Raw genomic sequence first — 17,067 nt, 5'->3', positions numbered from 1 at the left:
CAATCAACAGTAAATCTATTTATTATTGAAATTGTTCTTGAACGAATGCAAGAGCACCTTTACCATCACGAGTCAACTTGATGTATTGAGCTCCTTCAGTCTTAGCCAATTTAATTCCAAGTTTATCTGTTTCAGCCTTCATATCTTCATAGTTTGAAGCTACTTGAGGAGCAAGGATAACAAGGTCAAATTCTGGCAACATTTCACGGTGAGCACCGTAGCCACCAGCAGCAGCCTTCACAGGAACATTGTATTCTGCAGCAGCTTTATTCAAAGCGTTGGCAAGAAGTCCACTAGTTCCACCACCGGCACAAAGAACCAATACGTTTGTTTCTTTTGTGATATTGTTTTGAACTGGTTCACCTTCAACACCAGCTTTTTCAAGAATAGCATCTGCTTTTGCAGTGTTAAAGTTTGCAGCAACTTTTTCTTTCAAGCTATCGTTTGATTTACCTGAACGTTCTTCTTCAAGAATTTGTTCATCGTAAACCTTCACGAATGGATAGTAAATGATCACGTCAACTACTACTAATAGCGCAGCAAGGATGAAGGAAAGAACTTGGAAGTTCGTACCAAGAACAATACCCAGAGGTCCAGGAGTTGTCCATGGTAGGTTAGAAGTAAATGAGTTCATTCCCAAGGTATCAACAAAGAATTTGAAGATCCATACGTTTGCAATTGGAGCAAAGATAAATGGAACAAAGAAGATAGGGTTCAATACAATTGGAGCACCGAACAAGATTGGTTCGTTAACACCAAAGAATGTTGGGACTACAGATGCACGTCCAATGGCACGGTTACGTTTTGATTTCGTTAACCACATAAACATGAATGGAACCACAAGAGTTGCACCAGTACCACCCATAGTGACGATGAACATTTGTGTACCAGATGTAAGGATCTTATCAGCGTGCATACCTTGTTGAAGAAGGTTCAAGTTGACTTCGGCATTTGCATAAGTAATCGCTGCAATCGCAGGCTCAACGATAGATGGGCCGTGAATACCAATAAACCAGAAGAAGGCATAAGCACCAAAAATAAGGGTAATTCCAAGATATCCATCTGCTGCAGAGAACAATGGAGCTAGAAGTTTTCCGATTGATTCCGCAACTGTTACACCGATAGCACCTTTAACAATCAATTCAAGTGCATACAAGAGTACAACTGATAATGTAAATGGAATCAAGTCTTTAAATACTTGTGAAATATTTGGTGGAACCTCGTCCGGCATGCGGATGGTCACATTGTTTTTCACACAGACTTTGTAAACATTAACAGTAATGAATGCAGCAATAAAGGCTGTTAACAACCCTTTAGTCCCCATAAATGCTGTTAAGAATCCGCCATCTTTAGCAGGTTCAGCAGCCATGAGCAAGAAGCCAACCATAGAAGCCAACATTGTTGAAATGTAGTTGATTTGGTTGGTTGCTGGGAGGTCACGGTTCATTGAATCTGTCAAACCCTTAGCCGTTGTCCCAGCAACGAAGAAGGCCAAGATGCCCATAGAATAGCTATATGGAGTCATCAAGAAAGTTTCAATATCTTTAGACCAATGGAATCCCCATGCGTTTGGTACATACGCAATTAGGATGAAGATAGATGAGAATAAGATTACAGGCATCCCTGCAATGAAACCATCACGAATCGCTCGCAAATATTTATTACGAGAAATCTTTTCAAAGAATGGTTTTCCTTTTTCAATAAGCTCAATGAGTTTGTTCATTATTATTTAGCTCCCCGTTTGTATAATTCAATAAGATGATGAACCACATCTTTTAACAAGATGGTTGTCATCAAGTGATCCTGTCCGTGCATCATTGTGATGCTGTATGGAATTTCTTCCCCCGCTGCTTCTTGCGCTAGCATGGTTGTTTGAGCCTTATGGGCCTCCGCAATACAGCCACCTGCTTCTTCAACAAGAGCTTCTGCTTTAGCAAAATCGCTAGCTTCAGCAGCTTTTAATGCTTCAAGTAGTTTAGAACGAGCATCACCAGCATAAGCGACAATTTCAAAGCCAAGTAATTGGACTTCTTCTCTATTCATAATAGTTCCTCCTTATAAATTTAATGATATAGAGCAAATTAATTTTTTACAAGAGACGTTGAATATGAAGAACGATATATATTCGTTCACTGTGGAATAAATCCACTCCTGTTTCTCTTGCAATGACATTATAGATTCTGTTTCCTATTTCAAAAGCTTTAGGATACGAAACCTCTAGATGTTCTTCCATTCCCAGCAAGGACGTGTTATCTTTCCTAGATCGATCAATATAATCCAAAAAATAACTTAGATGAACCATGAAACGATCATAGAAATTACTATTCTGTGGAGTTCGTTCAATATTGTCTCGAGACAATTCCTGCTTAACTAATTCAAGAATATGCTTCGTTCGACTAATCTGAAACGATGGAGTCACTTCCCCTTCTCTCTTAGCATTTATAAAATGAATAGCAATTCTTCCAAGTTCGTCCTCAGGAAAACCATCAAATAATTTTGATTTGAAAATGGAAAGAGCTTCTTCACCAATTTGATATTCAATTGGATACTCATTTGAAACATCTGGCAACTTACTACTTTGGTAGTTACCTGTTTGAATAGACTGGTAAGCACAATAAATGTGATCAGTTAAAGTTACATACAGATAATCCTGTACAGGATAATTGTATTTCAGTGTTAATTTATCAATAACATCATATGTCACTGTAATAAAATCAAGAGGAACATCTTTTAAGAGAGCCAAAAAGTTTTCTTTTGATTCTTCCGTCTTCAAATGGAATACCTTGTCAACTAAACTAGTTACAATAATGTCTCCTTTTTTCTTTTGAAAGACAATACCTTTACCAGTAACGATTAACTCTCTTTGATTTTCATCTCTTACTAAAGCAATATTGTTATTAATCGGGCTTACAATCCGAAACACTGTAACTCCTCCTTTCTCCCAGTATTATGACCAAAAGTAAGATAATCATAACGTCATAGACAAATATAAAAAGACCACAAACGAGCAGGGAAAACAGAATAATACTACCCCCCGAATTCATTTGCAGTCTCGCCTAATATTACTCAGTTACGATCCACCCTATTCAAACTATGTTTTCATTATAACACTTATAATTGATTTTGTAAACCCTTTCTGATTATTTTTTTGCTATTTTTGTTATTTTTTTGTTTGCTTTAAACAAAAAATATGTTTTCATTTTTACAACTAAAAAACTTAAATCAAGGAGTTTACCATAAAAAATGGAGAGAAAAGTTAGAAAAATTACTTTAACGACTACCCTTTTCACCATCTCCTACTATTGTCCTCAAAATAGAGGGGAAATTCTAATTGAGGACAACTTTATTATATACCTTTATTCCTATGTTTAGTTATATAATAACTGAAACTAGGAACATTTACAGTTTTAGTTTCTGACATAGGAAAAGAAAACCATCGAAAACTTCCAAAATTTGAAAGTCTGACGATGGTCTTCTATTTAATAATTTCAACAAAGAAGAAATTTTAATATATCACCTTAAGATACTTTAGGAGGTTAAATCGTTGAAATTTTAAATCAAGTGAATTTATTTTAAACTCTTTCTTTCCAAGAAGTAGCAGTTTGTTGAAGAACTTTGTTCAATTCATCAATGTTTTGGAATCCTGTTGTACGCAACCATTCGCGAGCTGCTTCTTCACCTTTTTCAACATAAGATTGAACAGATCCAGCCCAAGTTGCACGTCCACAAAGTACACCGTTGAAGTTTGCACCTGAATTGTGAGCAAATTCAAGAGTTTCTTGGAACAATTTAGCTGATACACCAGCACTCAAGTAGATGTATGGAAGGTTTGTAGCTTCGTCTTGTGCTTTGAAGTAAGCAGCAGCTTCTTCACGGCTGTAAACCACTTCACCTTCAGCAAATCCTTCAACATATTTCATGTTTACTGGAACTTCAACTTTCAATACATCGATATTGAAGCGTGGGTTTGAGAATACTTTCATTGCTTCAATAACTTTACGAGGTTTTTCTTTAGCAAATTCAACAGAACCTGTGTCAGCATTCTTTTCATCGTAAGCCAAGATTTCCAAGAAGAATGGGATATCTTCAGCCACACATTCAGAACCTACACGTTCGATGTAAGCTTGTTTTTGTTGGTTCAATTCATCTTCACTATCTACATCATAGTAAAGCAAGAATTTAACAGCATCTGCACCTTGTTCTTTGATACGTTTTGCAGACCATACATCCAAGCAGTCAGGCAAACGTTTTGTGCTTGAAGTATCGTATCCTGTTTTTTCATATGCAAGAAGGAGTCCAGCATTTTTGTCCAAAGCTTTAGTAGCAGGAAGTCCATATTCAGGGTCAAGAAGCATAGATGAAGCATATTTTGTCAATTCATCTGCTACAAGAACTTTCAATTCTTCCATTTGAGCTACAGTTGGTTCAGCATCTTGGTATTGACCCATCAAACGTTTCAAGGCACCACGTTGGTCGAATGCCAAAGCTGAGATGATTCCATTTTCGTCTGAAAGTTTTTCTAATGATTTACGTTTTTGTGCTGTAAGTGCCATTTTTATACCTCTTTTACTTTAATTTCTTTATATAGTTGATTGTAGTTGTCCATATTCACATGGCCAGTCATTTTTTCTTGTGCATTGAGCATTCCCAATACCATTGCGTGTTTCAACAATTCTTCGTCATTTTTTTGACTATTGAGAGCTGATGAAATTCCTGCAACCGTAGAATCTCCAGAACCAACCGGATTGACTACTTCAATTTTAGGAATATCCACTTTGTAGAAGGTGTTTTGATGCTTAGCAAATGCACCATCTCCTCCAAGTGAGACGATAATCCATTCAATGCCATCAAACAATGGATCTGTTAACACTTCTTTCAAATCTGAAAGATCTTCTGTTACTTCTTTACCCAAAAGTTGAGAAAGTTCTTCATTGTTTGGTTTGATAACAGTTGGCTTGAAACTAGATTTCAAAACTGCTTCTAGAGATTTTCCAGATGAATCTAGTACAACCTTGCGTTGATGCTTTTGTGAGATTTCAATCAGTTTTGCATAGTAATCTGTAGACAGGCCAGCTGGGAGACTACCAGAAATAGCAATAACATTTGAATCTTTCATCAATCCTTCAAAATGGTTTAAGAATCCTTCTGACTCAGAGTTACTAATTTCAGGTCCTGCTTCCAGGATTTCTGTCTGATTCCCTTCATGTAGAATCGCGATACAATTCCGTGTATCACCATCGATATCAAAGAACGCTGCCTGAACTCCTGCTGGCAAATGCTCTTTCAAAAATTGACCGTTTGTCCCACCGACAAAACCTGTCGCTACTACTTGATCTCCACTTTCTGAAAGGACACGTGTAACATTAAGACCTTTCCCACCAGCTGTTTTAGAAACTTCAGATACGCGATTGACGGTATCTAAGTTCAATTTTTCTAGTGGATAAGAAATATCAATAGATGGATTCAAAGTTACCGTTAGAATCATATTCTACCCCTTAGTCGTGATATTCACCGCGATCCCATTTTTCAAGAAACTCAGTAAAGAAGTCTGCATCTGCTTGGTGAGCATTATGGGTTTCAACATGTTGGATTTTTGCAATCAATTTTTTGTTTTCTTCAGTTGGTTTGTATTCAGCATGAATGAATGCTTCGATGATATCGCACATCAACAATTCACCAGTGATCTTACCACCAAATCCGATAACGTTCGCATTCAATTGTTCTTTAGCGTAAAGAGCAGAAGTCATATCACGAACCAAGGCAGAACGGATACCAGGAACTTTGTTTACCGCATTGTTGATACCAACACCGGTACCGCAGATACATACACCAAGATCTGCTTGACCGCTAGCTACAGCTTCACCGACTTTCTTACCAAAGATTGGATAGTGGGTACGTGTATGGTCATAAGTCCCAAAGTCGAGCACTTCGTATCCTTTTGATTTCAAAAAATCAGAAACAGCCATTTTTTCATTTGTAACGATATGGTCACAACCAATTGCAATTTTCATTTTTTTCTTTCCTCTTTCCTAGCACATTTTATTAAGCATATCTACACGAATTTGGTGACGACCACCATCGTATTTACCATTTACGAAACCTTTAACGATGTTTTTAGCTAATTCATCCCCAACGATTTCAGCACCCATAGTAATCATACGAGAGTTGTTGTGTCCACGAGTCATATATGCAGAACGTTCATCAGAAACTTCAGCAGCAACCATTCCTTTGATCTTAGTAGCAACCATGAATGGACCAGCTCCATAAGCATCGATTACAATACCCAAATTGTCATCAGCTGTATTCACTTCTTTTGCAACTGCCAAAGTGACGTCAACAAAATCTTGACCATCTGCAGTTACATCAACTACTTCAAATCCTTCAGTGTTTAAAAAGTCTTTTACAAGTTCTTTTAAACGTTTTCCAGATGCATCTGCACCAATTACAATAGCCATTACTATGCCTCCAAAAAATTATTTATGATTGATCGATTGCTCGATCAGTTAAAAAAGCACCTCAGATGCAAAGCATTTTAAGTTACTTTTCAGATACACCTATAATATACACCATTGTAAACAAAAAGTCAACATTTTTTGTTTGATTTTATCTTTTTTTGTACAAATAATGAGTTTTTAAGTTTTTTATAGCGCTTTCTGTTGTTTGTTTTCGAACAAAAAGATCCGAGACAATCAATCTCGAATCCTTTCTCTATAAACTTTTTCGTCTATTACTCATTTATAATAATAGATAACAATGTCTTCTATAAAAATTTAATAGTTTTTTTAATTATAATAATAAACTAGCTGCTCCAATGACTCCTGCCATATTTCCTAGAGTAGCCAATTTCAATTCAGTCAACCTACGAACTGTTGGAAAAGCATACCTATTAAACTCTTTTTTACATTTGTTAAAAGAAATTCGCCTGCACCTTTCCACCTCTCTCCAAGGGCAGCAACATTCGCATCATTTTCAATTAGAAATGGTAGGCTAAATTCTTTTTCAAATTGATCTCTAACCTCTTGAATTTCATCCCATCCAAGATTATAAGCACCACATACTGTTCCATATTGATTGTACTATGTCCGGAATTATTTGTTTCCCTTGATTTCTGGTATCTGTTGGGATACTCCATACTTCTAATACCTCGCCTATTTTTGATACAAGAGCCATTTTTACACTAGTACCACCTAAATCAATACCAATTATCTTTTTTCCATGTTACCTACTCTTTTATACAATTACTTGAGTGTACACCTCTAATGTGTCGTGTACATTATCAGAAGAGATATCCGTTATGACTGCTGTTACATTTTCTAGCGAACAGATAGAAGTGAAATCTTCTTTACCAATTTTAGAAGAATCCATCAATAGGTATACTTCCGATGATTTTTCTATTGCTAGCCTCTGAGTAAAAGCCTCCTCAAACGAAGAAGTCATAACTTGACCATCTTTGATACCATTCCCACTAAAGAACATTTTATTGTAATACATTCGATCTAATAAAGCGTTCGTTATCTCACCAACAAAAGCCTGAGTCAGATTTCTCATTTCACCCCCTAGCAAAATGACTTTAAACGTATCAGAACTTTTTTTATATAGCTCATTGAAAATCGGTAAACAATTCGTAATCACTCGCAATTCTTCATTCTGAATTTCTTCAGCTAAAATTTCAACAGAGGTCCCCGGTCCAAGGAAAATAGTTTCTCCATCCTGTATTAATTTTGCTGCTTTGGATGCTACTTTCCTCTTTTCTTCAATGTGTTGATACAGCTTTTCTTCATGAGGAACTTCTCTATATTTAAGTTGTTGGATACTTCGTGCTCCACCATGGATCCTAGTAATTAATCCCTGTTCTTCTAATACAGCTAAATCTCTTCTAATCGTCATATCTGATACATTCATCATCTCAACGATTTCAGCAACTGTTATTACTCCTCTTCTATTCACTAATTTCTCTATTTCTATCAAGCGTTGATGTTTTTTCATTCTTTTCACCTATTTCACATGTTTTTTCATTCTCTTTACATTATACTCTTTTTTAAATTTCAAATCTACATTTTTTGTTTGAAGCAAACAATTTTTGATTAAAAAATGGTCCCCAGTTCTCCAATTAAACAAAAAGAGCCGTTAGATATACTCAAACTAACAACTCTAATTATATTTTTTAACAAACGAAGGCATCAATCCCTGCAAATGTGTGAAGGTGAAGAACTGCAAATGACAATTAAAAAGTTAGACGAAAACTTTCAAGTTCAGAAGATTTAACACCACGAGTGGCGAAAACTTATGCTGATTCAAAAGTAAACTTAGAGGATAAGTAGCAGCTATCATACACGATTACAACTCCTCGTTTTTTACTTCTTCTAGTTAAAAGTTGATCAATTGGGTTGAATCTTCAATTGTTTGATGAACTACATAAATGTTAAACTGATTTCTCAAGTATCAATTAACTTACAAATACCAGCTGCATCAAAGTCTAAGTTGGTATAGAAAAAAAGTTCTTTTTAAAATTCGAAAAATATAAATGCAAACTAGATAACGCTTTTCTCACGAATATAGATTGGTTCTTCAAAATCTCCCACCTCTATACATAAATGTTATCTTATATATCGCTCAATTTCCGCAATTTAGTAAAAATCAAAGAGATGTCGAGCATTTTTTAGATCTATCCAATCCAACAGTCACGAAACTATTAAAATCGATGGAAAAGAAAGATGGATACTTCAGAAATTCGACCAATTTGATTTTAGAAAAAAATTGATTGGATTAACAGAAAAATCATTTATGCTACTATCAACCGAAAATAAGTAATCCCAAGCAAATTCGAATAAAAGCCTAACTCAATATAAAATACCAAATAGCACCCCATATATTAGTGTCTTTTTAGAGGCTACTAAATTATTTATTTTTCAAAGTGATATCTTTTTAAAAATACATAACTTGCATAACTGTTACATATTATCTATATATTCTATCTACTTCTAGTCCACAAACATATAAAAAAGAGGCATTTAAGCCTCTTTTACTCTCCTTCAAACACTCTGTCACTGTCCATTTACTGTCCAATATACTGTAACACATCTATAATTTATTGATTTAAACGGATGCGAAATCCCTTAATACCAGCATTTTGATAAATAACAAGACTTTAAGAATCTTAAATTAGGTCCTGCATATTCATCATAGTAATTACATTCCTTCCAACTTCTGAAATTTACAGTTCATTATACCATTTTTTAGACGCTTGGAAAAGCTTTGGATAGTAATCATGAAAAGCTTCTTTCACTCTAGATTGATTTTTAAGCTTTCACTACAAAATGAAAGAGACCCTTCTTGAGCCTCTCTCAGAAAATAATAAAATGTATTAGGATAAAATCATCGAAGCCACAATTGGACTAATGAACACATACAAAATTCCTGTGATCCCAATTGCCAATCCTGCCATAGCACCGGCCACATGACCATACTTAAACGCTGTCCCTGTTCCTACTGCATGTCCAGTTCCTCCAAGGGCTAAACCAATAGCCACTGGGTCTTTAATCTTTAGCAGTTTCAATATCGTTGGACCCAAGACACTTGTCAATAATCCAGTTGCTACAACTACCACAAGAGTGATGGTCGTAATTCCTTGCATTTTTTCAGTAATCCCAACTGCCATTGCAGTCGTAACCGATTTTGGAAAGAGCGAAATGGCTAGAAAGTACTTCATTCCAAATGCTTTCGCGATCAAGGCTGTAAAAATCGTATTCACAATAACTGCCACTGTCGAGCCAATCAGAATACTCCGTGCATGATGCTTCATCAAATGGAAACTTTTATAGAGAGGAATCCCCAAGGCGACAGTCGATGGTCCAATCAACTGATTTAACAGGGAACCACCGACATAGTAATCTTTATAAGAAATTCCTGTAATCATTAAGAATAAGATAACGATTACTGTAGCCACTAAAAGTGGCGTTGTTATTGGGTGGGGATACCTGCGAAAAATTAACATTCCAATCAAGTAAGCCCAAATAGATAAGACAATCCCAAATAAAGGATTACTCGCAAAATTAGCCACGCTTGTGTCCCCCTTCTGGATAATCACCCTCAAAACGATTTTTTATAAAACTAACCACGATTGCAATTAAAGCCACATTGATGACCAAGGCTCCAAGTAGAATCAACATGATTGGAAACAGATAAGGCGCAATCACATGAAACTTATCCATAATACCGACCGCAGGGGGAAGAAACAGAATCGTCATGTTAGCTAACAAAAAATTTCCTACCATATTGACGTGGCGCATGCGTAATAATTTAAACTGCAATAATAAAAATAGGATCAACAGCCCGATCATACTCCCAGGAATTGGTAAGTGCAACCCATCCGAAATGATTTCACCAATTAATGAAATCGTGAATATAATCGTCAGTTGTACATATAATTTCATCTTCATCTCCCTTTTTATGGATCATTTCCAATAAGGATTCGTATCCTCGATTCTGCTTACTTAGAAGTAAACATCCATTTATCCCTATCAGTTTACTCCTTTTCGGAAAATTTGCAAGCTTTTTTCTAAAAAAATAAAACAAATTACCAAAAATTGAAGCTACTATTTTGATTCATGACATCCATTTTATGATACAATGAAACCAAAAACGGTTAAGTTACCATGAAAGGATCTACATGACTCATTTTCACACCATTGTCATCGGTGGTGGCCCAGCAGGTATGATGGCGACCATTGCCAGTGCCTCTTATGGCCAACCTACACTACTGATCGAAAAAAATAAAAGGCTCGGTAAGAAACTTGCTGGTACCGGAGGAGGTCGCTGTAATGTCACGAACAACGGAACCTTAGACGATTTGATGGCCGGTATCCCTGGAAATGGGCGCTTCCTTTACAGTGTGTTTTCCCAATTTGATAATCATGATATCATCCAATTTTTCACCGATAATGGCGTCAAGCTAAAAGTCGAAGACCATGGCCGGGTCTTTCCTGCTAGTGATCAATCTCGCACCATTATTCAAGCCTTAGAGAATAAGATCCTTGAGCTAGGTGCTAGCATTGCCACCAACTGTGAAGTGGTTTCTGTCACCAAGCCCGAGGACGTCTTTATCATCAAGTCTTCTGAGCATACGTGGACAGCTGACAAGCTAGTCGTTACAACTGGTGGCAAATCTTACCCATCGACTGGCTCTACGGGTTATGGGTATGAGATTGCCCGTCACTTCAAGCATACCATCACCGATCTCGAAGCGGCAGAGAGTCCTCTGTTGACAGATTTTCCCCATAAGGCCTTGCAAGGAATCTCGCTAACAGATATCACACTGAGCTATGACAAACACATGATCACCCACGATCTTCTCTTTACTCATTTTGGACTTTCGGGTCCTGCAGCTCTTCGGATGTCCAGCTTTGTTAAGGGCGGGGAAATCTTGTCTCTGGATCTCCTGCCAACCACTTCTTCTCAAGATCTAAAAGACTTCCTCGAAGAGCATCGAGAAAAGGCCATTAAAAATAGCCTCAAAACCCTTCTTCCTGAGCGTCTAGCTGATTTCTTAGCCCAAGGATTCCCTGAAAAAGCCAAACAGCTGACTCCTAGTCAGACAGAAGAGCTGATCCAAAAGATAAAAGAAATGCCCATTCCAGTCACTGGTAAGATGTCTCTAGCCAAATCCTTTGTGACCAAGGGAGGGGTTAGCCTCAAAGAAATCAACCCTAAAACCTTAGAAAGTAAGCTAGTTCCTGGACTCCACTTTGCAGGAGAGGTCCTCGATATCAATGCCCATACAGGCGGTTTTAATATCACATCCGCCCTCTGTACCGGTTGGGTAGCAGGAAGCCCTCATTACTGATAGAAATTCACTAACTTTATTATTCATCTATTGAAATAAAATTTTTAAAAATTCTTTACAAGTTAGTATTTACTTGATAGAATGGATTGGTATAAAATTTATAAAGGAGATTATTAGAATCATGGATTTTGATTTTAGTGTTAAACTCATGACTGAGTTTTTCGGGACAGCTTTGCTACTTATCCTCGGAAACGGTGCTGTTGCAAACGTTGAATTAAAAGGAACTAAAGGTCATCAAAGCGGATGGCTTGTCATTGCGATTGGATATGGGATGGGGGTAATGATTCCAGCCTTGATGTTCGGTAATGTTTCAGGGAACCACATTAACCCAGCCTTCACTCTTGGACTTGCGGTTAGCGGACTTTTCCCATGGGCAAATGTTTTACCATACATCGCTGCTCAACTTCTTGGAGCTATGTTTGGACAATTGGTTGTCGTTGCGACTCACCGTCCATACTACATCCAAACTGAAAATCCTAACAACATCTTAGGAACATTCTCAACGATTTCTAGTTTAGATAAAGGAACTCCTGAATCACGCAAAGCCGCTACCATTAATGGCTTCATCAACGAGTTTGCTGGATCATTCGTCCTTTTCTTTGGTGCCCTCGGCTTGACGAAACATTTCTTTGGTGCAGAGGTTGCAGGTCTTGCTCAAAAAGCTGCTGCTGAACAAGGAGGCGTCTTTGATGCTACCACATCAGCAGCAAAATTGGCTTTATCACAAGCACATGCTTCAGGTTTAGGAATTGCTCACTTGGCTCTTGGTTTCCTTGTTATGGCTCTTGTTACGTCACTTGGAGGTCCTACTGGACCTGGTTTGAACCCTGCTCGTGACTTTGGTCCTCGTTTGGTCCATGCCTTCCTTCCAAAATCTGTATTAGGAGAACACAAAGGGGATTCTAAATGGTGGTATGCTTGGGTACCAGTTGTAGCCCCAATTCTTGCTGCTATCTTAGCTGTATTATTGTTCAAAGTTATCTATCTTCGTTAATCTATCAAAAAAAACGAACTCGATTTTCCATCGAGTTCGTCTTTTTATTGTTCTTTGGTTAATGAAAAACGGAAATCATTGTATTTGGTGTAGTCAAATTCTGTATTGAGATCCGTTGTGAAAACAATCGGTGTATAGTATCCTTCTTCTAAGACAAAACCAGGTTCAAATCGGAAGTTTGCTCCACCTAGCCCTGTGATCCCAGGAAGCAAGGCATCAGCTCCATCAAAGCCTTCAACATTCCAATAATAGATATTGCCTGTTGCTTGGACTGCTCTTGCTGTATAGGTCGCTGTCCGAGTCGGTTCGCTATCATTTTTGAAGCTAACCACTGTTGTCACATTTCCATTGGCATCCACTGTCATTTTAATCGCATCTGCTTGTGGGCTAGATCCTACCCAAGTTCCCACCAATTCTGCAGGGACAGTAGCTTGCGTCGTAGTAGACGCATTCTCAGTCTTACCAGAGTCTTTTGAAGCTGTCGCGCTACTTGCTTGAGTCGAAGAGCTAGCTGTATCGTTTGCCTGAGAGGAAGATGCTGCACTCTTTTTGCTATTACTTTTGGCTTTTTTCTCTACCTTGCTGGTAGATGCTTTTGCGGATGAGGTAGCTGTCTTTTTATCCTTTGCACCACAACCACCGAGAGCTAGACCAAGTGAAGCAGCCACCAGAACAGCGGCACTCCAACGGAAGATTGATTTTTTCATACGATTACCTCTTTATCTTTCTGACTCCCATTATACCTCAATTATTACAAAAATCAAGTATTTTTGTAATAATTGTAATTTTTCTATAACATATTTTTCCATTTAAAATGCCAATCGTAATAGGGCGATCAAGACAATCCCAAACAAAACGGTTCCCATAAGGTTTTTGTAACGAAAGGCTACAAAGAGACTGGGAATGGTCACTACTAGGTCCAACCAGTGGAGCTGCGGGAGACTTCCAATTTTTCCATCTACTAAGCTTGATAAAACCAAGGCAAAGATAATGGAAATGGGCAGGTATTTGAGAAAGCGGGTCACAGGAGCCGGCAGTCCCTTGTATTTGACTAAGAGGAAGGGCAAGATCCGAGGAATCCAGGTAACGAGGGCTGAGGCCAGAATGGCCATGAAGATATAACTATTCACACGCATCACAGACCACCCCCACAAAACAGCCGATCAAGGTCGCAGCTAGCACAGCTAGCGGTTGCGAAACAAAAAAGAGTAAGAGAAAGAAACTCACTGCTACTGCTAACAGCACCATGAGCATGGTCTTGGTCTTTTCTGTCAGTTGCATTCCTTGAAACTGGGCTGCAAAAATCCCAATAAACATAGCCACCAAAGCAAAATCAAGCCCAAAAGCCTTTGGATCAGGTAGGAGAGATCCTAGAGCTGTTCCGATAACCGTCGCACTGATCCAGGCCACATAGCCTACTAGATTGTTCCCATGCATCCAAGGAACTGTAATGGTGTCCGTCTTTAACTTCTCACTCAAGTAGACCCCATAACTCTCATCAGTCAGGAGACTGCCAATCCCAATGGTATGAGCAAGACTAGCATCCTTAAAGTCAGACGACGTATGTAGGCTCATCAACATATTACGGAGATTGATCAAACACACCGTCAAGGCCATATTCAATATCGAAGAATGAGCCGCAATCAGAGAGATCATCGCAAACTGAGCCGCCCCAGCATAGACCAAGACACTCATCAAGGCCATCTCCAAAGGAGAAAGATAGGGAGACGCCACCACACCGCAAGCCAGGCCAATACTGATATAGCCCAAAGCCGTCGGTAGCGCTTCCCTCACCCCCTGCCAAAAATCTTTTTCCACTCTCTCGCTCCTTTCTGAATCATTGACCTCTATTATAACACAAGAAAAAAGGTTGAAAAAGGACCAATGAAAGAGAAAGCTTTATAATCCCTTCGCAAATCCGCTACTAGTTGGTGAGATCCCAGCAAAAAAGCCATTGGACCTTGCACATCCAATTGGCTCCTTTTTCTTATTCAATTCCTTCAAAGGCTAGGCTTGGTTTGGCATTGAGGTCCCAGCCTGCGAAGTTTTCTTTGTTCCATTCACTAACACTGGCATAGGCGATCATCCCTGCATTGTCCCCGCAGAGGCGCAGAGGCGGAATGATGACCTTGACATCGGTGATCTCAGAAGCCAAGCGTTCACGAAGGCCTTGGTTGGCTGCGACGCCACCAGCGACGACTAGAGTCTTGACTGGGTATTTCTCCAAAGCCTTCTTGGTCTTGGCCATGAGAATGTCTAAGACGGCTGCTTGGAAACTCGCTGACAGGTTCGCATTGGATAGGCTTTCTCCTTTTTGCTCGGCATTATGGTGCAGATTGATAAAGGCTGATTTGAGCCCTGAAAAAGAGAATTCCAGATTGTCTTCCTTGATCATGGCCCGAGGGAAATCGTAGATATCAGCCCCTTGGTGGGCCAGCTGATCAATCTCACGTCCTGCTGGATAGGTCAAGCCCATCACGCGCCCAACCTTGTCATAAGCCTCTCCGACAGCATCATCACGGGTCTCTCCGACGATCTTATAATCACCCGCTTCACTGACGTAGACTAGCTCGGTATGTCCTCCACTCACCAGCAAGGCCAAAAGCGGAAACTCTAAGGGCTCGACGCTTTGAGCGGCCATCAAGTGCCCTGCCATATGATTGACAGGAATCAAAGGGAGGCCGTGCGCCCAGGCAAAAGCCTTGGCTGCTGCTAGGCCGACCAAGAGAGCTCCAACCAGGCCTGGACCGTAGGTGACAGCTACAGCTGTGACATCGGCTTCTGTGATGCCGGCTTCTTCTAAGGCTTCTTCAATACAAGCGGTGATGACTTCCACATGGTGACGGGAGGCTACCTCAGGCACTACCCCACCAAAACGCTTGTGACTTTCGATTTGACTGGCAATGACATTGGACAAGAGTTGGTCGTCATTTTTCAAGACAGCCACGCTGGTCTCATCGCAAGATGTCTCAAAAGCCAAAATATATCTATCTTTCATTTGGGTTCCTCTTCATGATCACAGCATCCTCTATGGGATCGTGATAGTAGTTTTTCCTCCGTGCAATTTCTTCAAAATGCATTTTTTTGTATAGGCCTTGGGCCGGTTGATTCGACACGCGCACTTCTAAGAAAATTTCTTTTTGGCCCGGCAACTGCGCGAGTAACTGCTGAGCTAAGCCTTGGCCTTGAAAGGCGCGCTTGACCGCGATCTGTAAGACCTCTGCTTCATAGAAAGTCTCTTGAATGGCGACAAATCCAAGGACTTGCCCCTCATCCACAGCTAGGAAATAGAAGGTCGATTCCTGCTCTAAATCAGCTTCAATCTGCTCCAACTTCCAGGGACTTGCTTCATAGACATCTTCCAGCACAGCGAGAATAGCGGCTGCATCCCGGCTGCTCCCTTTCCTGATTGTTCCTTTCATCATAGGCGCTTGATGTAAGAGGTCGTTGTTTCCGTGTGATCTTTGAGCCAATTTTCCTCTGCTTCGACCCGTTTCAGATAATGAGGGACAAAATCATGGAGGCTAACAGGCGCTTGTTTGAGACCGAGACGTCCGATTTTCACTGCATCTGGCAAGGTTTCAAAGTAAGTAGCCCTTGGCAGGCTAGAGGCGATCTGCTCCTTAAAGGCAGTGACTTCTCCGACAAAGGTGACCTGCTCACTTGTCGCTGCACGCTCTAGGACTTCCTCAAATGGAAAATGCCCTTCTGGTGCGACCAGCTGATCATCTTGGTAAAAACCTGCATAAACGTTGTTTCGACGGGCATCCATGACAGGCACTACTAAACCTTCTAGACCATCTGGCACTAGGGCTAAGAGACTTGAAACCCCGACCAATTCAATTCCTAAGGTATGAGCCAAGGTCTTTGCCGTTGCGACCGCAATGCGCAGTCCAGTGTAGCTCCCAGGACCTTCTGCCACCACGATGCGATCCAAGTCCTTGGGTGTCAAGTCGATTTGTTGCATCAAAAAATCGATGACCGGCATCAAGGTAATACTATGATTTTTTTTAATGGTTAATGTTGTTTCTGCAAGTAGAGTCTCATCTTCTAAAATCGCTACAGAAAGAGCCTTACTCGAGGTATCAAATGCTAATAATTTCATTTCCTACTCCTCTTGAACTGGATTATATTATACTACAAATTCCCTTCAAATCCCAGCGAAACTTTCCCTTAGAGGAGAGGATTTTCCTATCCAAAACCGCTCAAAAGCTTCTCTATTATAGGTCTT

Annotated in this window: 18 protein-coding genes and 1 pseudogene; 2 read left to right on the top strand and 17 right to left on the bottom strand. The window is 39.5% G+C overall.

The annotated features are described in order from the left end of the window. Positions 1-22 precede the first annotated feature (22 nt). The 11 genes and pseudogenes from I2F76_RS04425 to I2F76_RS04375 form a co-directional block, all read right to left on the bottom strand. Positions 23-1,723, bottom strand: coding sequence for a lactose-specific PTS transporter subunit EIIC (locus tag I2F76_RS04425; protein WP_195487311.1), 1,701 nt, complete (start codon positions 1,721-1,723; stop codon positions 23-25). Between the two features lie 2 nt (positions 1,724-1,725). Continuing rightward, positions 1,726-2,043: a PTS lactose/cellobiose transporter subunit IIA gene (locus tag I2F76_RS04420; protein ID WP_195487310.1), complete on the bottom strand. Its 318-nt coding sequence runs from the start codon at positions 2,041-2,043 to the stop codon at positions 1,726-1,728. A gap of 46 nt (positions 2,044-2,089) precedes the next feature. Continuing rightward, positions 2,090-2,923: a PRD domain-containing protein gene (locus I2F76_RS04415; RefSeq protein ID WP_195487309.1), complete on the bottom strand. Its 834-nt coding sequence runs from the start codon at positions 2,921-2,923 to the stop codon at positions 2,090-2,092. 649 nt (positions 2,924-3,572) lie between these two features. Then, the gene (gene lacD / locus I2F76_RS04410; protein ID WP_195487308.1) at positions 3,573-4,553 is read right to left on the bottom strand and encodes a tagatose-bisphosphate aldolase; all 981 of its coding nucleotides are present in this window, start codon (positions 4,551-4,553) and stop codon (positions 3,573-3,575) included. A gap of 2 nt (positions 4,554-4,555) precedes the next feature. After that, complete coding sequence (locus tag I2F76_RS04405) at positions 4,556-5,485, bottom strand: tagatose-6-phosphate kinase (protein ID WP_195487307.1); 930 nt, start codon at positions 5,483-5,485, stop codon at positions 4,556-4,558. 10 nt (positions 5,486-5,495) lie between these two features. After that, entirely contained in the window at positions 5,496-6,011 is a 516-nt protein-coding gene (gene lacB, locus I2F76_RS04400; RefSeq protein ID WP_195487306.1) for a galactose-6-phosphate isomerase subunit LacB, read from the bottom strand. 18 nt (positions 6,012-6,029) lie between these two features. Continuing rightward, complete coding sequence (lacA, locus tag I2F76_RS04395) at positions 6,030-6,455, bottom strand: galactose-6-phosphate isomerase subunit LacA (RefSeq protein WP_195227776.1); 426 nt, start codon at positions 6,453-6,455, stop codon at positions 6,030-6,032. Positions 6,456-6,917: 462 nt separating this feature from the next. Next, positions 6,918-7,170 (bottom strand): annotated as a pseudogene (locus tag I2F76_RS04390) (ROK family protein); the annotation flags it as partial. A gap of 60 nt (positions 7,171-7,230) precedes the next feature. Then, positions 7,231-7,986, bottom strand: coding sequence for a DeoR/GlpR family DNA-binding transcription regulator (locus I2F76_RS04385; protein ID WP_195487305.1), 756 nt, complete (start codon positions 7,984-7,986; stop codon positions 7,231-7,233). A gap of 1,378 nt (positions 7,987-9,364) precedes the next feature. Then, positions 9,365-10,060 carry an LrgB family protein gene (locus tag I2F76_RS04380; protein WP_003008843.1) on the bottom strand — a complete coding sequence of 232 codons (696 nt, stop codon included), beginning with the start codon at positions 10,058-10,060 and terminating at the stop codon, positions 9,365-9,367. Beyond that, positions 10,053-10,433: a CidA/LrgA family protein gene (locus I2F76_RS04375; RefSeq protein ID WP_031576327.1), complete on the bottom strand. Its 381-nt coding sequence runs from the start codon at positions 10,431-10,433 to the stop codon at positions 10,053-10,055. The genes I2F76_RS04380 and I2F76_RS04375 overlap by 8 nt, the downstream gene beginning before the upstream one ends. A gap of 236 nt (positions 10,434-10,669) precedes the next feature. Here I2F76_RS04375 and I2F76_RS04370 point away from each other — a divergent pair, with 236 nt between their 5' ends. Then, complete coding sequence (locus I2F76_RS04370) at positions 10,670-11,842, top strand: NAD(P)/FAD-dependent oxidoreductase (RefSeq protein ID WP_195487304.1); 1,173 nt, start codon at positions 10,670-10,672, stop codon at positions 11,840-11,842. A gap of 121 nt (positions 11,843-11,963) precedes the next feature. Beyond that, positions 11,964-12,836, top strand: coding sequence for an aquaglyceroporin Gla (gene gla, locus I2F76_RS04365; RefSeq protein ID WP_195487303.1), 873 nt, complete (start codon positions 11,964-11,966; stop codon positions 12,834-12,836). A gap of 44 nt (positions 12,837-12,880) precedes the next feature. Here the strand turns inward: gla and I2F76_RS04360 are convergent, their stop codons facing one another. The 6 genes from I2F76_RS04360 to tsaB form a co-directional block, all read right to left on the bottom strand. After that, positions 12,881-13,543 carry a hypothetical protein gene (locus I2F76_RS04360; RefSeq protein WP_195487302.1) on the bottom strand — a complete coding sequence of 221 codons (663 nt, stop codon included), beginning with the start codon at positions 13,541-13,543 and terminating at the stop codon, positions 12,881-12,883. Positions 13,544-13,645: 102 nt separating this feature from the next. Then, a complete protein-coding gene (locus tag I2F76_RS04355) occupies positions 13,646-13,972 on the bottom strand; it encodes an AzlD domain-containing protein (RefSeq protein WP_195423533.1) in 327 nt (108 codons plus the stop codon). Next, entirely contained in the window at positions 13,959-14,654 is a 696-nt protein-coding gene (locus I2F76_RS04350; protein WP_195487301.1) for an AzlC family ABC transporter permease, read from the bottom strand. The genes I2F76_RS04355 and I2F76_RS04350 overlap by 14 nt, the downstream gene beginning before the upstream one ends. 169 nt (positions 14,655-14,823) lie before the next feature. Continuing rightward, positions 14,824-15,834, bottom strand: a complete 1,011-nt coding sequence (tsaD, locus tag I2F76_RS04345; RefSeq protein ID WP_195487300.1) for a tRNA (adenosine(37)-N6)-threonylcarbamoyltransferase complex transferase subunit TsaD — start codon at positions 15,832-15,834, stop codon at positions 14,824-14,826. Further along, a complete protein-coding gene (gene rimI, locus I2F76_RS04340) occupies positions 15,824-16,261 on the bottom strand; it encodes a ribosomal protein S18-alanine N-acetyltransferase (protein WP_195487299.1) in 438 nt (145 codons plus the stop codon). Before rimI ends, tsaD begins: the two co-directional genes overlap by 11 nt. Further along, entirely contained in the window at positions 16,258-16,941 is a 684-nt protein-coding gene (gene tsaB, locus I2F76_RS04335) for a tRNA (adenosine(37)-N6)-threonylcarbamoyltransferase complex dimerization subunit type 1 TsaB (RefSeq protein WP_195487298.1), read from the bottom strand. Before tsaB ends, rimI begins: the two co-directional genes overlap by 4 nt. Positions 16,942-17,067: the final 126 nt, after the last annotated feature.

The sequence above is a fragment of the Streptococcus parasanguinis genome, from assembly GCF_015557775.1.
Lineage (GTDB): Bacteria > Bacillota > Bacilli > Lactobacillales > Streptococcaceae > Streptococcus > Streptococcus parasanguinis_AA.
Note: the sequence above shows the minus strand (reverse complement) of the source record. Positions and strands in the feature narration are given on the sequence as shown.

What these genes read in the sequence shown, in the direction of transcription:
- lacB (WP_195487306.1), bottom strand. Translation starts at nt 6,011, where the DNA reads ATGAAAATTGCAATTGGTTGTGACCATATCGTTACAAATGAAAAAATG.
- lacD (WP_195487308.1), bottom strand. Translation starts at nt 4,553, where the DNA reads ATGGCACTTACAGCACAAAAACGTAAATCATTAGAAAAACTTTCAGAC.
- I2F76_RS04405 (WP_195487307.1), bottom strand. Translation starts at nt 5,485, where the DNA reads ATGATTCTAACGGTAACTTTGAATCCATCTATTGATATTTCTTATCCA.
- I2F76_RS04425 (WP_195487311.1), bottom strand. Translation starts at nt 1,723, where the DNA reads ATGAACAAACTCATTGAGCTTATTGAAAAAGGAAAACCATTCTTTGAA.
- rimI (WP_195487299.1), bottom strand. Translation starts at nt 16,261, where the DNA reads ATGATGAAAGGAACAATCAGGAAAGGGAGCAGCCGGGATGCAGCCGCT.
- I2F76_RS04385 (WP_195487305.1), bottom strand. Translation starts at nt 7,986, where the DNA reads ATGAAAAAACATCAACGCTTGATAGAAATAGAGAAATTAGTGAATAGA.
- gla (WP_195487303.1), top strand. Translation starts at nt 11,964, where the DNA reads ATGGATTTTGATTTTAGTGTTAAACTCATGACTGAGTTTTTCGGGACA.
- I2F76_RS04360 (WP_195487302.1), bottom strand. Translation starts at nt 13,543, where the DNA reads ATGAAAAAATCAATCTTCCGTTGGAGTGCCGCTGTTCTGGTGGCTGCT.
- I2F76_RS04375 (WP_031576327.1), bottom strand. Translation starts at nt 10,433, where the DNA reads ATGAAATTATATGTACAACTGACGATTATATTCACGATTTCATTAATT.
- I2F76_RS04420 (WP_195487310.1), bottom strand. Translation starts at nt 2,043, where the DNA reads ATGAATAGAGAAGAAGTCCAATTACTTGGCTTTGAAATTGTCGCTTAT.
- I2F76_RS04370 (WP_195487304.1), top strand. Translation starts at nt 10,670, where the DNA reads ATGACTCATTTTCACACCATTGTCATCGGTGGTGGCCCAGCAGGTATG.
- tsaB (WP_195487298.1), bottom strand. Translation starts at nt 16,941, where the DNA reads ATGAAATTATTAGCATTTGATACCTCGAGTAAGGCTCTTTCTGTAGCG.
- tsaD (WP_195487300.1), bottom strand. Translation starts at nt 15,834, where the DNA reads ATGAAAGATAGATATATTTTGGCTTTTGAGACATCTTGCGATGAGACC.
- lacA (WP_195227776.1), bottom strand. Translation starts at nt 6,455, where the DNA reads ATGGCTATTGTAATTGGTGCAGATGCATCTGGAAAACGTTTAAAAGAA.
- I2F76_RS04355 (WP_195423533.1), bottom strand. Translation starts at nt 13,972, where the DNA reads ATGCGTGTGAATAGTTATATCTTCATGGCCATTCTGGCCTCAGCCCTC.